Annotated in this window: 13 protein-coding genes; 4 read left to right on the forward strand and 9 right to left on the reverse strand. The window is 37.6% G+C overall.

The genetic code is table 11. The annotated features are described in order from the left end of the window. Positions 1–126: 126 nt before the first annotated feature. The 6 genes from hutG to K9B36_RS03020 form a co-directional block, all read right to left on the reverse strand. Positions 127–1092 (reverse strand): formimidoylglutamase, encoded by a 966-nt coding sequence (gene hutG / locus K9B36_RS02995; protein WP_223700985.1) that lies wholly within the window; start codon positions 1090–1092, stop codon positions 127–129. Then, positions 1085–2347: an imidazolonepropionase gene (gene hutI / locus K9B36_RS03000; protein WP_223700515.1), complete on the reverse strand. Its 1263-nt coding sequence runs from the start codon at positions 2345–2347 to the stop codon at positions 1085–1087. Before hutI ends, hutG begins: the two co-directional genes overlap by 8 nt. A 3-nt stretch (positions 2348–2350) precedes the next feature. Next, positions 2351–4015, reverse strand: a complete 1665-nt coding sequence (gene hutU, locus K9B36_RS03005; RefSeq protein WP_223700516.1) for a urocanate hydratase — start codon at positions 4013–4015, stop codon at positions 2351–2353. 112 nt (positions 4016–4127) lie between these two features. Beyond that, the gene (hutH, locus tag K9B36_RS03010; RefSeq protein ID WP_223700517.1) at positions 4128–5627 is read right to left on the reverse strand and encodes a histidine ammonia-lyase; all 1500 of its coding nucleotides are present in this window, start codon (positions 5625–5627) and stop codon (positions 4128–4130) included. Positions 5628–5861: 234 nt separating this feature from the next. Continuing rightward, the gene (gene hutP, locus K9B36_RS03015) at positions 5862–6302 is read right to left on the reverse strand and encodes a hut operon transcriptional regulator HutP (RefSeq protein ID WP_223700518.1); all 441 of its coding nucleotides are present in this window, start codon (positions 6300–6302) and stop codon (positions 5862–5864) included. Between the two features lie 92 nt (positions 6303–6394). After that, positions 6395–7009 carry a hypothetical protein gene (locus K9B36_RS03020; protein ID WP_223700519.1) on the reverse strand — a complete coding sequence of 205 codons (615 nt, stop codon included), beginning with the start codon at positions 7007–7009 and terminating at the stop codon, positions 6395–6397. A gap of 305 nt (positions 7010–7314) precedes the next feature. On the opposite strand from K9B36_RS03020, the gene K9B36_RS03025 reads away from it, so the two are divergent. Then, positions 7315–8601: a globin-coupled sensor protein gene (locus K9B36_RS03025; protein ID WP_223700520.1), complete on the forward strand. Its 1287-nt coding sequence runs from the start codon at positions 7315–7317 to the stop codon at positions 8599–8601. Between the two features lie 326 nt (positions 8602–8927). Here the strand turns inward: K9B36_RS03025 and K9B36_RS03030 are convergent, their stop codons facing one another. From K9B36_RS03030 to K9B36_RS03040, 3 genes are all read right to left on the reverse strand, one after another. Continuing rightward, positions 8928–9446 (reverse strand): BsuPI-related putative proteinase inhibitor, encoded by a 519-nt coding sequence (locus tag K9B36_RS03030; protein ID WP_223700521.1) that lies wholly within the window; start codon positions 9444–9446, stop codon positions 8928–8930. Positions 9447–9606: 160 nt separating this feature from the next. Continuing rightward, positions 9607–11742 (reverse strand): zf-HC2 domain-containing protein, encoded by a 2136-nt coding sequence (locus K9B36_RS03035; RefSeq protein ID WP_223700522.1) that lies wholly within the window; start codon positions 11740–11742, stop codon positions 9607–9609. 520 nt (positions 11743–12262) lie between these two features. Next, positions 12263–13273 carry a C40 family peptidase gene (locus K9B36_RS03040; protein WP_223700523.1) on the reverse strand — a complete coding sequence of 337 codons (1011 nt, stop codon included), beginning with the start codon at positions 13271–13273 and terminating at the stop codon, positions 12263–12265. Between the two features lie 761 nt (positions 13274–14034). Between K9B36_RS03040 and K9B36_RS03045 the strand changes: the two genes are divergently transcribed. The 3 genes from K9B36_RS03045 (at position 14035) to K9B36_RS03055 (ending at position 15684) form a co-directional block, all read left to right on the forward strand. Further along, positions 14035–14136, forward strand: a complete 102-nt coding sequence (locus tag K9B36_RS03045; RefSeq protein ID WP_223700524.1) for a YjcZ family sporulation protein — start codon at positions 14035–14037, stop codon at positions 14134–14136. A 287-nt stretch (positions 14137–14423) separates the two neighbouring features. Further along, positions 14424–14879, forward strand: coding sequence for a hypothetical protein (locus K9B36_RS03050; protein ID WP_223700525.1), 456 nt, complete (start codon positions 14424–14426; stop codon positions 14877–14879). 19 nt (positions 14880–14898) lie between these two features. Further along, positions 14899–15684, forward strand: coding sequence for an alpha/beta fold hydrolase (locus K9B36_RS03055; RefSeq protein WP_223700526.1), 786 nt, complete (start codon positions 14899–14901; stop codon positions 15682–15684). Positions 15685–15831 lie beyond the last annotated feature (147 nt).

A 15831-nucleotide genomic window follows, 5' to 3' on the forward strand; every position in this document is an offset into this window, starting at 1 on the left:
CTTACGCATCAGAGGCAAGGGAAGTTTGATAGTCTCTGACGCCTGGAGCTGGACGCTGCTTACCTTAGAATAAATTATCCACAACTATAAAATGATATCGGCCGCTCAAATATAAGCGGCCGATACTTAATTTACTGCGTTACGTCCCCGCAAAAATTCCAATAAACAATAAACAGCAACTCTGCTTGTCATATCGCGAAAATCTATGGAAGGATCAATCTCCACTATATCTAACCCGCATACAGACTTTTCCCCGCCTAGTAAATGAACCGCCTCTAAAAGATCATCACTTGTCATCCCACCAGGTCCTATAGCAGGACACCCTGGTGCAAAGGATTGATCTAATACATCTATATCTAGAGAAATATATATAAAGTCCACTTTATCTGTTAGATATTGGATTGCTTGCTGAACAATTGGAACGATTCCCTGTTTTTTCACATCACCCATTGTGAAAATTCGAATCCCTTTATCTTTGGCATATTGGTGGTAGAAAGAACTATTAGTGTAATTACGTATTCCAATTTGAACCAAGTTCTCTCCTTTTAGCACATCTGCCTCCAATAATCTCCGAAAGGGTGTGCCATTCGTTGGTCCACCATCTTCGGTGTTTCGCAGGTCATGATGTGCATCAAATTGGATGACACCGATCTGACCTTTTCTCTTACACATTCCTTTTAAGGTGGAGTAAGTGATAGAATGGTCACCGCCTATAAAAAGCGGAATGCATGAAGGTTGTTCTTTCAAGAGAGAAGACACCGTTTCTTCGATTCTTATATAGGATTCTTCTATATCTGTAGCGTGCATAAATATATCCCCTATATCTATTATCGGTGTACCATTTAATAATTCCTTTTCATCCTCAATTGCATAGGTAGAATAGGATTGAAGAAGCTTCCTTACTACTCCTGGTGTAAAACTCGCCCCAGAATGGCTGATCGATGGTTTAGAAAGTGGAACTCCAATAAGACCCGGTCCATTTATCCTTTCACCTTCCTTCCATTCTAATAAAAGTTCAGCTGCTTTTGGATAATGACGGTCCACAAATAAGGGGGCACCTGCTTTTCGCAAGTATTCTGGCTTGTTATTCATCAATATATGCCCCTCCCTTTGCGACTTCTTGACCGTTTAAAAATACAGTGTGAACATGGTTTATTCCATAATGATAAGGAATATATTGATAGTTTGGAGCGTTCCAAATAACAACATCCGCACGTCTTCCCACTTTCAATCTACCAGAGGTATTTTCTTTTTTAATTGCTTTTGCAGCGTTAATTGTGACAGCATTCCATATTTCCTCGCATGTCATTTTAAGCTTCAGCATTGCTAAATTCATAATAAATTGTATATTTTCTGTCGGAGAGCTACCAGGGTTAAAATCTGTTGCCAAAGCGACTGATCCCCCTTTATCAATAATGCTGCGCGCTTTCGCATAAAATTCTTTGTTTAAGTAAAACGTAGTACCTGGCAATAGAACTGCAACGGTATTAGATGAACCAAACATATCAACCGCCAAGTCGGATGCAGCGATTAAATGATCTGCCGATGCCGCGCCAATTTGTATGGCCAATTCAGTTCCACCAAGAGTTACAATTTCATCTGCATGTATTTTAACTGAAAAGCCAGCTTCTTTTGCTAGTGAGAGGTACGCTTTAGATTGGTCTAAGGAAAATACGCCTTCCTCACAGAAAATATCGACAAATTCGGCTAACTCCTGGTCTTTAATTTCTTGAAAAAGCTCTGCCATGTTTCCCAAAAACACCTCTGGATTTTCTTTATATTGCATTGGTATGGCATGGGCCCCCAAAAAGGTGGAGGCAATAGTCATATCCATATTTTTTGCAAGCTCCTTTACCACTTGAAGCTGCTTCAATTCAGTCTCCCTCTCTAACCCATAGCCACTTTTTGCTTCGATGGTTGTTATGCCATAGCTTATTAATCTCTTTAAATGAAATTGAGCTTTTGCATACAGCTGTTCAAAACTAGCTTCCCGTGTTGCCTTCACGGTGGAATGGATGCCTCCGCCTTGTTTAAGAATCTCCAGATATGGGGTACCTTGTTGCTTTAATGCGATTTCATGTTCTCTCGAACCACCGAATACAAGATGTGTATGTGGATCAACCAAACCTGGTGATACGAGCTTACCATTACAATCTATAATTTTCTTACTTTTAATACTTTTTGCTTCCGTAGATGTTCCTACAAATGCAATTACCCCATCCTTCCATCCTATCGCACCATCTTTTACATGTGGCAAACTGTTCATTTGCTCCCCCCGGACCATCTTTGTTTCATGGTCCATTGTTAAAAGCTCCTTGCAATTAATTAAGAGGATATCTAGTAGCATCAGTTACTCACTCTCCTTTAGTAATGGAATTTGTACTCCTTTTTCTTTTGCTACTTTTCTAGCAAGCTCATATCCAGCATCCGCATGACGGGCCACACCCATACCAGGGTCAGAAGTTAAGACTCTTTCTATTCTTCGTCCCGCGGCTTCTGTTCCGTCTGCTACAATAACCATTCCTGCATGCAACGAATACCCCATACCAACTCCACCACCATGATGAACAGATACCCAGCTAGCTCCATTCACTCCATTGATAAGCGCATTTAATATTGGCCAATCTGCCACTGCGTCACTACCGTCAAGCATTGCTTCTGTTTCTCTGTTAGGAGATGCAACGGAACCGCAATCTAAATGATCCCGGCCAATCACAATCGGAGCTGAAAGCTCTCCACTTGCTACCATTTGATTTATAATTTTCCCAAAACGAGCTCTCTCTCCATAACCTAACCAGCAGATCCTGGAGGGAAGACCCTGGAATGTAACCTTTTCCTGTGCCATTCTAATCCAATTGCAAAGATGCTCGTTGTCTGCGAATTCCTTTAAAATTACATTGTCGGTTTTGTATATATCCTCAGGATCACCGGATAATGCTACCCAACGGAAGGGACCTTTACCTTCACAAAATTGTGGACGAATGAATGCTGGAACAAATCCAGGAAAATCAAATGCATTGATTACTCCCTCATCCAAGGCAACTTGGCGTATATTATTCCCATAATCAAAAGTTACTGCTCCTCTTTGTTTGAGCGCAAGCATCGCTTTAACATGCTCAGCCATGCTCTGTTTCGCTAAACTAATAAGGCGCTCAGGTTCATTTTTTCTTAAAAAGGAAGCCTCTTTTAAAGTTGTATTTATCGGGATATAGCCATTTAATGGGTCATGTGCGGAAGTTTGATCGGTTAAAAGATCTGGTATAAACCCTCTATCTACAAGCTGCGGTAAGATTTCAGCAGCATTACCTAATAGACCGATAGAAAGAGGTTTTCCTAGCTTTTTATATTCTTCAGCCTTGTTGATTGCCTCTTCTAATCTAGTCATTTTTATATCACAATATTTTGTTTCCAACCTGCGGTCAATATGATGCTCATCCACTTCAATCGCAATACACACTCCGCCATTCATCGTGACAGCAAGTGGTTGTGCTCCACCCATTCCGCCTAATCCAGCAGTGACTGTAATTGTCCCTTTTAGTGTATTGTTGAAATGTTGTTTGGCTGCTTCTGCAAAGGTTTCATATGTGCCTTGTAGTATCCCCTGTGTTCCAATATAGATCCAGCTACCCGCTGTCATTTGGCCATACATCATGAGTCCTTTCTTATCCAACTCATGGAAATGCTCCCAATTTGCCCACTTAGGAACTAAATTAGAATTGGCTAGCAGAACTCGCGGAGCATCTTCATGACTCCGAAAGACCGCTACAGGTTTCCCTGATTGGATAAGCAGCGTTTCGTCATTGTTTAACTGTTTCAAGGAAGCTATAATCGCATCATAGCTTTCCCAGTTTCTTGCTGCTTTTCCGATTCCACCATACACAACAAGTTCTTCCGGATTTTCCGCAACCTCCGGATCCAGATTATTCATTAACATACGCAATGCAGCCTCTTGAACCCAACCCTTAGTATTCAACTTACTGCCCCTAGGCGCTCGAATCACATTCACTTTTTCCATCCCTCAACATCTCCTCATTAGATAAATTCATCCCACAACGGACTACCATATTGTTACAGAGTTATTACAGATATATTAAATTAATTTTTGGGGCCAGACCCCAGCAGGAATATCACGCTCTGCACAGAATGCTACTACCTTCTTTCATCCATGATGTTAGGGCTTCGATGTCTTTGGAGAAGATGCGGTCTTCGGTGATGCTTGGTACAACATTTCTACCTTCTTGATGCCATTTTTGCATATGTGGTGAGGCGAGAATGATTCCACGATATTCGACTGCCTGCATCGCACATATCCATTCTATTGCCAGCACTCTTCTAACATTTCCAATAATTTGGTGTGCATGCCTTGCTCCAATTGTTCCCATACTTACATGATCTTCTTGATTTGCAGAGGATGGAATGGAGTCAACGCTCGCCGGATGAGCAAGGGTTTTATTCTCTGACACCAGCGAAGCTGCACAATACTGCATAATCATCGCTCCGGATTGAAGTCCTGGCTTAGAACTTAGAAAGGGCGGTAGATCGTTCAACTGAGGATTTACTAATCGCTCAATTCTACGTTCTGATATATTAGCAAGCTCTGCCATGCCAAGCTTAAGGAAATCCATGGCAAAAGCAATCGGCTGTCCATGAAAATTTCCTCCTGAAATCACCTTTTCACCTTCACCAAATATTAATGGGTTATCTGTCGCCGCATTAATTTCAATCTCAAGCTTTTCCCTCACGTACCCAAGAACTTGCCAGGAAGCTCCATGCACCTGTGGAACACATCGTAGTGAATAGGCATCTTGCACTCTTTTTTCACCCTGTTTAGTCACTAGCCTACTTCCTTCAAGAAGCTTACGGACTCTCCGTGCTACTGCAACCTGTTCAGGATAACCCCTAACAAGGTGGATATCCTCATCTAGTGCATCTATAACTCCCTCTAAGCCTTCAAAGGTAAGTGCTGCAATAGATTCGGCCTGATAAGCAATTTTTTCTGCTTCCAAGTAGGCAACTACCCCAACAGCTGTCATTGCTTGAGTACCATTGATTAATGCTAAACCTTCTTTTGCTTTTAACTCAATCGGTGATATCCCTTTCTTATCGAGGACAACACCAGTTGAAACCAGGTCTCCCCTATAAAAAACTTCCCCCTCCCCAAGCAACGTTAAAGCTAAATGAGATAACGGAGCAAGGTCGCCACTTGCTCCTAGTGAACCTTGTTGTGGTACGACTGGATAGATTCCCTCATTGACATATTCAAGAAGACGCTCAATGATAATCGGTCTAACACCCGAATATCCTTTTAATAATGCATTTGCCCTCAGAACGAGCATTGCTTTACTGATTGTCTCTGAAAAAGGTTCACCCACCCCGCACGCGTGGGAATGAATAAGATGACGCTGTAGTATTTCTGTTTCTTCCACAGGAATTAATACATCACTAAACTTTCCAAAACCAGTTGTAATTCCATAAATCACTTGACCCTCCAAGACAATATTCTCAACGGCCGCACGACTACCTGTCACTTTTTGCATTGCTTTTTTACAAGAAGTAACTTTGACATTATCAAATAAAATCTTACCCATTTCCTCTAGGGTTAACGACTCTCCATTAAGAATAATCATGAAATTCCTTCCTCTCCTCTTATAACTCCGATAAAAAACACTTTTTACTGCTCTATTCAACTTTTTCAAATTTCATAGAAAAATGCACAATAGCACTGATTGTGACAGCTAATACCGACTTTCGCCAAGCAACAATCTATACGAAAATTATCAAAACAAAAGAGGGCCATACTTTAACAAACGTTCATTAAAGTACAGCCCCCTATTATTCAGCAACTATGGGCATTGCAATATTTAGATATGATTAATTCCCAGTCCAATTGTTTCATGTTCAGAACCCCGAACTGGAGCTCCAATCGTTCCATAAAGTGCAACTGCAATCCAGTCGCCCTCTTCGACCTCTTCGTATGGATTGCCTCTGACAACAGCAAACCGAAGTCCTACCGTACGCATTAAGGAGCCAAGCTGAACCTGACCACGGGTTACTCCACTCATTGCATCCATGATTGCATGATACAATGCATGCGTTTCCCGATATCCATCCGACTTAATAATGTTCTCTCTTTTGGCCGCTGTTTCAACTGCTGCCACCACTTTTTGAGAATCCATTGATCCAACTTTACCAACACAAGTCTGCCAATGTTCGGGCAGGGAAAACGTAATTTCATCCTGTACATTGCTCATTGCCAACAGCACGGCAAACTTACCAATTCGACGTTCTACAGCTAATACCATCCGCATTTTCCTCAATAATATAAATTTTCTAATAACTATCAACTATCTTAAGTTTAAATTTGCACATGCCTATCTGTCAAGAAAGAAAAACACTAGATTTTTTCATATTCCTTATAGATCATAAAATATTGAATGCCTTTTGTTGCAGCTAGAGCCTGCTCCTTCTTTTCCCGAGCTAAAGAATAATTTTTTTTTCGTTTTGCCTGCTCTGTTTCAATTGCAAGCACCATCCACTTTTTCTTTAATTTTACCTTAAACTCTTCTACGCTTTTATCATCTTTTTCAATTGTTGCAATAGCTGCCAACACATAATTCTTAAGCTCTTCCTGATCAATCAAAGCTACTTCCTCTTTTGCCTTCTCAACTAGGTCCACTCTTAAGTAATATTGCGCTCGAAAAATGGCTGTTTTTTTCCCTTTCCATTTCTTCTCGAGTTCATCAAGCTGCCGTTTTGCCTCAGGCATGTTTCCTTTTGCTAGTTCTAAAATAAAACCATAGTATGGTTCATGCTTCTTATGTACCAAATAATTTTCAATCTTATCTACATCTTTAGATAAGAACATATACCTTATGTCTTTATAGGAGAAAACAAAAAAGGCAAAGATGAGCAGTATTACAAATATCCAAAAATTAAACTGAAGATTCATGAAGCCTAATACAATTCCAATCGTAATTCCAATAACAATTAATATTAATAAATTTTTCATTCATTTTCTTTCCCTTCTTACTAAATAATTATCGTTTAATCTAAGCTACAATCCATGCGAAAACAGCCTTTAATATTTATTATAAAGCTTATATTTTCTTTTGTAACGATAGATTAAAAACTAGCTAAAGAAGAGAGGATCTTTGGCCCTAGCTGAAGAAAATGGGATGTTATAGTATACACTTTCATCAGATAACTTGATGTGACATTAATCACATACCATACTAGATAATTACTATAGTATTAAACTTGGAGAAGAGTCTTCATCAATAGAGATATTATCGGGATATAAAGGGAGAGAACACGATGCTATTTAAGAAAAAGCTACCTGCAACTAAAAATAATTTATTACCTAATAATGTAGAAACTCTAATTAAATTTAAACCTGGCAGCGATATTGATAGGCAATTGAAAATGATTGGCTTAACAGTAGGAGACTTGGCTATTGCAAAACAAATTCAACCTTTTGTCGAAAAGAACTTAGATACCATAGTGAATCAATTTTATAAAAATCTTGAAAATGAACCTGCTCTATTGAAAATAATAAATGATCAAAGTACCATACTAAGGCTAAAAAAGACGCTAAAAATCCATATAATTGAAATGTTTGAAGGTGTAATCGATTCGGCTTATTTCGAAAAGAGAAACAGAATTGCACATGTTCATGTAAAAATCGGACTGCAAACTAAATGGTATATGTGCGCCTTTCAAGATTTATTATTATCGTTAATGAAAATTATTGAACAGAATCTAAATTTTAATGAACAATTTACTGCCGTGAGAGCTGTATCAAAGCTTCTTAGTCTTGAACAACAGGTCGTACTGGAAGCCTATGATAAAGAGACAGTAAGATTAAAACAAGAAATTGAAAACCATAAAATTAAAATCAGTTATGAAATAGCTGATGCATCACAACGCTTGGCTGCTGTTTCAGAAGAGACGAATGCTTCTTTTCAAGAATTAATTGCTCAGTCAGATGAAATTACTTCCATTGCTTATGTTGCTAGCGATTTATCCAACCTTGCAGAAGAACGCTCACAAAATGGGAAAATACAGATACATAATCAAGAAAAAAACATGTCTAATATTAGGCTAACTGTAAATGATATTTCAAAAGATGTGAAAGTCCTGTTAGAAATATCTAAACAGATGAATGACATAGTTAATATTGTTACTGGTATTGCTGATCAAACAAATCTGTTAGCTTTAAATGCCGCCATAGAAGCTGCAAGAGCTGGTGAACAAGGTAAAGGTTTCGCAGTAGTAGCCGGGGAAGTTAGAAAGTTGTCCGAAGAAACAAAGAAATCCGTAACTAGTGTAGCTGATTTAATTAAAAATACGAATAAACAAGTTGAAAAGCTTGGCACTTCTCTAGATAAAATTCGAATTGAAGTAGATGAGGGGACTGAAAGTATATCGGAAACGAATTCTCATTTTGACGAGATCCTTAAAGTGATGGTTGAAACAAAGGAACAGAATAATAAAATTAGCAATGAATTGGTCTCCTTTGTAAAAGTCATCAACGAATTAGGTAAGGCTTTTGAAGAAATTGCAACATCCTCTGATAGTTTATCAACTATCGCTCAGGCGTAAATAAATATACATAGTATATATAGATTATTCTCACTTTCCAGAGGAAAATTGAAGTTATCTTGAGGTTCTCCTTTATCCCACAAGAGAAATAGGTAAAATATATAATGCAACATTCCCATTTTCCTGTGGGGCCTTTCAATTAATAGTTTCTGTTAAAGGATATTAAGGACAAATAACCTCTTAAGTTGTAATTGGAGTGCAAGTATTAAAATCATAAGGGAAAACCGAAGTGATAAAGCCCGCAGAATAAACCTCTGTTGACTCACTTATCCCTTCGGATCCCTTAGAGCGATAATTAAAAGTGGTGGATATGATAATGTTTAATACTACTCTACCTCAAATTTCGTTTCTGCTGTCGCATGATTTCTATTGTCCTGAAGAACAAACTCAATAGAATACGTTCCTGATGAAAGTCCTGAAATTACATCTTGATAGTTTTCAGAAAAGGAGACGGTTTCTCCCTCAAGTAAAGTCATTTCCTTTGATTCATTTTCTTCCTCTCTCTCATCAGACAATTTTTTCACAACATTTCCTTCTTCATCATATACCACATAATCGTATTCGAATCCTGATGTGAAGGATAGCTCAACATTTCCTTCTTGCTTGCTTTCCACTGTAAATACAAACGTATCATCTGTTAACTCTAAGTCACTATGAAGTTCTTCCCCTACTTCAAGATCATCAATTTGTTTTTCATCTTCCTCACCCATTCCGCTCTTGTCTTCTTCATCAGTATCACTTGTAACATGAGGATCTTCCGGAACAGATGGGGTAGTATTATTGGATTCATTACCACATGCAGCTAGTAAAAAGGAGATTACTAGGAAAATCGTGAGTTTCTGCATTTTACAACCTCCTAAATTGTCTATTTATTATAGTAGAATTCCTTCTTTCCGCTGTTGTTAAACCACTTTTTTGCTTCTTTGAATATTTTTGTACTGGAAATGGAAACGAAATAAATAGAGGTGTCATACCTTATCGGATATGACACCTCTTTATCGCATGCTATTCTTCCTCCTCCTCAAACAACGGAATAACTTTTTCTCCCTCTTCAAATTCGTAATAGTTATAAGCACCATATGATTGTAATAAAATATTTGTTTCGTCCAAGCTCGTAACAACTTCTAAATTCACCATCTCAACTTCTCCGTTTGAGCTTTCTTCCATATGGCCCATATAGCTAACTTCCAGATACTCATCATTTTCGCCAACCACATTCCAATGGTACTGTCTGTGGGAAAGACCCTCTACTTTCGTTCCTTTCACTGTCACTTTGTACTTATTTTTATTTTCATTGCTGTGATCTAGCTTTTCTACAGTTAAACGAACTTCCTTAATATCATCTAAATCCATATCGAGCAGTTTATCTTCTGTTTCTTCTAAAGGGAGCTTCAAAGAAATAAATGTTGGTTCTTCGTATTGAACATTTCTGACCTCTGCACTATACTTTCCTACCGCTTCTTCCTTTCCTTTCAGCTCATAGGAGTGGTAATCAAAATAATACCTCGAAAAATCTTGGTGGATCGGTTTTTCTGAATCAGGCTCCATCATATAAGATTGATAGTAAATTGGCATCATATAGTCACCATCCTGGTTCACAGCTAGAATCCCAGCATGAATAAAATTACCCTGGGACCAATATCCAGCAAGATGTTCTTCTACTTCTTCTGCTTCTTCCCGAATTTTGCCCAACCTCTCCTTTTCTTCTTCTCTAAATCGCACCTGATAAGTCAAACGACTGCCATTGCTACCGTAAGCCATCGATAGGAATTCGATTTCAATCTTATCATCGATTACCATTACCTCATCTAGTTCTACTATTTCTAAACTTTTATTTATTTTGTCATAACGAATCGGCACTTCAACTTCCCAATTACCAGATGTGTTTTGTATTCTTCTGAATTGAAATCGAAGCGTAAACCTGTCCGGCAATTCTTCTTCCTTTACCGCCTTAACTGCAAAGGATGGACGATTTAATGCTTCATCTTCCTTCTGATCTCCCGTTGGCTGCCGCATACCATTATACAAACCAGTTAGAGGGTGTGATACCTCTACAGGATAAATATTCCCATCTTCGTCTTCAATTCGCACGGCAGTAGTCTCATAAAAATCAAAGTCACTGCTATTATTCATGTCAATGTCTCGCTTCTCATTCTTGATGTTATAATAAACAATCATATGAAGGGGATCGATATCTACCCCAGTCACTTCAAAAGTTAAATCTTTATCGGTCGCCTTGTAGGTTCCTTCTGTCCAAACGTTGTAAATGGTACCATATTCCATGTACGTTGCCACTTTACCTGCTAACGGCTTTAGGGAGGGAATTACTACTGCGCTAATAAAAAATATTGCTGCGAGCACTCCTATCACACTAAGTTGATATTTCCAAGTTCGATGCTTAGCCACTTTTGGTGTATAAGGCTCTACCTTACCGAGAACCTTTCGATTAAAAGTATCTTCCAACTTTGGAGTATGAATTACATTTTCGATCGACTTTTTTTCCATTTTTAAAGAATCTAGGACATCTCTACAAGGTGGACAAAATTCTAAATGATCCTCCACCCTCTCTATCTCTAAACCTTTTAATTTCGCATCAAAATAATCGGTTAAAACTCCAACAGATAGACATTCCCCTGAGGTTTTGTGCTTTGAAACTGCTAATAGTTTCTCTCGAATGAAGAATAAAGATTCTTGGTACCGTTTTTCTACTAATTCTTTATCCTTTTCAAGGTAATCTGCTATCTTTTCAGCACGTTCCCCCAATGCATTCACTAGAAGGAACTCAAGTCGATTAGTAGAATTTAAGGAGATAATTGCTTCTTCTATCTCCAGATAATTTGGATTAAAAAATTGAATATATTCTTCTGGTAAAAGCTTACCGGAAGAAAAAGTTTCTTTTTGTATAAAACGAATCGTTTCACGGTAAAACCATTCAGAAAAAATTCCAGAATTTTTGTAAGTATGTATGTTTTGATAGGCAGCAATAAAGCTCCCTGCCACTATCTCTTCTGCCTTTGATTCAGATCCTGCCATCCGAAGTGTTACCGCGTACAATCTATTCTTATAAAGCTCAATAATGGAATCAAACGCTTCTTTATCCCCTTTAAGAATATCTTCTATTAAGGTTGTTTCATCTCTCATTTCATTTCCACCCTTTTATGTATTACAAGAAATCATTCTTAATATCCATTATAACATTTACTACCTTTTTTTCACTGAATTATGAGAAAATTTACAAAAAACAAGGCTATATTAAACTCCGCTGTTACTTTCCGCAAATGGCTTCGCTTTCCGCGGGGCGACCTTGAGCCTCCTCGGGCTATGCCCTGCGGGGTCTCAAGCTTGTCGCTACTCCCCCGCTGGAGTCTCCGCCTTTTGCTCCAATCATCGCTGGTGAAGTACTATTATCAACACTGACCTTTAACAGAGCCAAAAACAAAGAAGATAGAGAATTACCTGCTTTCGAAAGTTTTTTCTGAAATGAATTTCTAGTGGCAGATGATGAGATCCCTTTCGGTAAATGAATATAGCTCACCGTGAGACTTCTTTCCCAAAAATCGACTTTTTATCTCAAGGGAGGAATCCTTCATAAACTAATAGAGCACAAAAAAGAAGATGCTTTTACACATCTTCTTCAAGCGGTAATATATTCTTAACTATCTTATAAAACTCTAACTGCCTTAACTGCTCTTGGCTGCCAGTAGGAATTTAATGTGGTAAAGGCTACCCCAGTAGTTGATCCAGAGTGTAGCAGGGTATTTTTGTCCACAACTATAGAAACATGGTTGACCCTGCCATCATAATTTGTATCGAAGAAAATAAGGTCCCCTTTTTGTATTTGTGAGAGTGGGATTTCTGTACCGACATTTGCTTGCTGAGCAGAAGTTCTTGGTAGGTTTATACCATTTTCCTGAAATACTCTTACAGTGAAAGAAGAACAATCGAACGCATCCGTTCTGCTAGTAGATGCTCCATATAGGTAATTAGCTCCTATATATTTCTTACCTGTTTCGATAATAGCGTCAGCTTTAGATTGTGAAGAAACAGAGCTATTTACAGGAGCTGCTTGCCCGCTTCCTGGAATCGTAATAACCTGTCCAACATAAATACGGTTTGCATTTTTTATCTTTGAGTTCACACTTAATAGTGTAGATAAAGACACGCCATGACGCTTTGCCACTAGAGATAAAGAATCTCCACTCTTGATTGTGTATGTACTAGTTGTAGTCGCTGCTTTTACTGGTTGACTTTGTGGTTGACTTTGTGCAACTGCAGTATTACCTGATATTGAGATCTTTTGACCTACATAGATATGATTTGCGTTTTTTATAGTAGGATTCGCACCAAGTAGTTTACTTAAAGTTGTCTGATATTTTTTTGCAATACCAGATAAAGAATCTCCGGATCTGACTGTATAAGTTGTTGTGCTATTACTTTGACTAGGTGTATTTGCAGAAGCATTTGTGTTAGCTTGCAATTTTAGAGTTTGTCCAGGATATATAATATTGGATGTTAAACCATTCCAATTTTTTATGTTATTTACCGTTACTTGATTGTTGGTTGCTATCTTCCATAACGAATCGCCTGATTTAACATTATAATCAGAAGCTAAAGCTTGTCCAGAAAACATAAAGGTCGTAACAAGTGCACCTGCTAAAATTTTCTTTTTCATGTGTTGTACATATCTCCTCTAAGTTCAGATTATTGTAATTCTTTAACACAGAGTAAGCTTAGCACGAAATATTTTTACAAATAACCCTTAAAAGGTTACCAATCTGTCCACTTTTTGGATTAAAGCACAAAAAAATCCAGATATTGTTTAATATCTGAATTTCGGTTTTAAATTTATATACTTCCAAAACCCTTTAGTAGAGAGGTTTAATCAACTTGTTATACAAACAATAAAGAAGGATCCCCTTGCTTCAATATTTGGACACAATTTGCAAACTTACGACTAATTTACCTTGATTTTTCATAATAAGCGTCCTTCAATACCCTTGAAATCATTCTATTTGCAATTATATTCGCTTAAGGGCCCCTATTTTTTCCAGTTCATTTAGCTTCTTAAATATCCTTTCCCCCTTTTTGTATCTTTGAAACCTATTGTTTCATTAAGCTCTTTTGGTAAAGATTGTTGCTATAAGCCCGTAAAAAATCGGTATTTGGATTTTTTACTGTCCTATTCAATCAAAATTAAGAGAGATTTTTTAATTTATCAGGAAAGAGCTCGCCAGCAACGATTGTAACGGGTTGTACCCGCTTACGTAAAAGCAACAAACAATGCGAAAACAGCCTTTCATTATCAGCTTGGCAAAGTAGGCAAAGCCCTAATACGTAAAAAAAAGTATGATCATTTATAGGTCAAATGCCCATACACAATGGGTATTTGTAACATAAAGTGAAGTATCTTACGTTGAAAGGAGATACGATTAAATGAGTAAAGTAGAAGGCGGTATTTATCCAGGTGCAGGCTTTACCTTATACATCATCTTATTTATTCTTCTTGTAATTATAGGAGCAGCTTATATTTGTTAACTTAAAAAAAATTTCTAAAAATCGCATGATATATAAATGTGCTTTTAGTAAAGCTATCGCAATCTCATTTTTTAAAACGCAGAGTCCTTCTGCGTTTTTTTCATTTAACATAATTTTTCATAAAATAGGCTAATCTAAAGAAAGATTAAGCTTGGTTGGAGGAGTCTTTTTATGAAGAGAACTGTCCCTATTATTCAGATCAAGGAAAAAAAATATAATTATAAACTCTTGAGTTGCTTAATTGACGAAGGAAAGAGCAATTCTTCTGTTAGATACAGGTTGCAAAGATGAATAAGCCTCTTGAAAGATTACTTTGGAGCATTGCACTTCCTGGATTTGGACAGTTGCTTAATAAAAAGTATATAAAAGGCTTAACCTTTATCCTTTTGGAATTTATTATTAATGTCCAAGCTAATTTCAATTCAATTATTATGTATAGCTTTCAAGGAAAGATAAATCTTGCGTTTGAGGAAGCAAATTTTCTTTGGTTATTGTTTTATCCTTGTTTGTATTTTTTTGCTATGTGGGATGCCTTTAAGGATGCTGGAGGCGGGACAAAGCCTTACTCTTTTTTACCTTTTGTAAGTTGCGCTTATTTCGTAACGGTTGGCATATTAGTATCTCATAATGTACAAGTATATGGGGTAAATATAGGTCCTGTATGGTTGCCTATTGTTTTTGTTATACCAGGTCTAGTCGTTGGTTTTTTTGTGAAGGAAGTGCTTTTGCATTATTATAAATAACAGGAAGGGATGCGTTTTAATGCCTTATGCCATAACAAGAGATAGTGTCCATCTATATTATAGACTGATCGGAACAGGCTCTTTTACCCTTGTCTTTATTCATCCTCCTGGAATGGGCCATCTAACATTCAAACACCAACTTCCATTATCCAAAAACTATCGTTTATTACTAATCGACTTACGCGGAAACGGAAAAAGCGAAAGAAATAAAGCATCTATAACATTTCAAATGTTAGCAGAGGATATTTATGATGTTTGTCAACACCTTAATCTCAATAATCTCTGTTTAGTAGGTTATTCTAATGGAGCATCGATTGCACTCGAATTTGCTATACGCTTCCCTGCAAAGGTAAAGGGACTTGTACTTGTAGGGGCATTCCCGAAAGTTAATTCTCTCTTATTATACGGCGAATTCATCTTAGGAATTTGGGCAACAAAACTTAAAGCTCTCCCCTTGATTGCAAATGTGATTGGGCATGCTCATGCATATTCCAGAGGCTATGGGAAGGAATTGACGCAATATATCTCAAGAACCTCCGCCATCACACTTCATGAGATGTATAACGAAGGGGTGAAATATGATTGTACTAGCAAGCTTCATGAGATCGCTGTCCCCATCTTACTTGTGTATGGTCAAAAAGACTTTTATGTTCACCACTATCAAAAAGAATTTATCAAGCTTCACCAAAACACACAGGTTATCTATGTCTCCAAAGCCAAACACCAAGTCCCAACCAAATTTCCCAACGAATTTAACGCTATCCTAAAAGGCTTCGTCAATAAAAACATAAAAAAAATTAACTAATGGGGCCAGACCCCGGCAGGAATATTGCTATAAATGTCGAAGGATAAAACAAAAACAAAGGGCTCGATTTTTTTCGAGGCCCTTTTTATTTTGTTGAATTTATCGTAGTAAGGAAATGAATAACTGATGACTTGAGGTTGTTCTAGT

The organism is Sutcliffiella deserti (assembly GCF_020037475.1).
GTDB classification, from domain to species: Bacteria; Bacillota; Bacilli; order Bacillales; family Bacillaceae_I; genus Sutcliffiella_A; species Sutcliffiella_A deserti.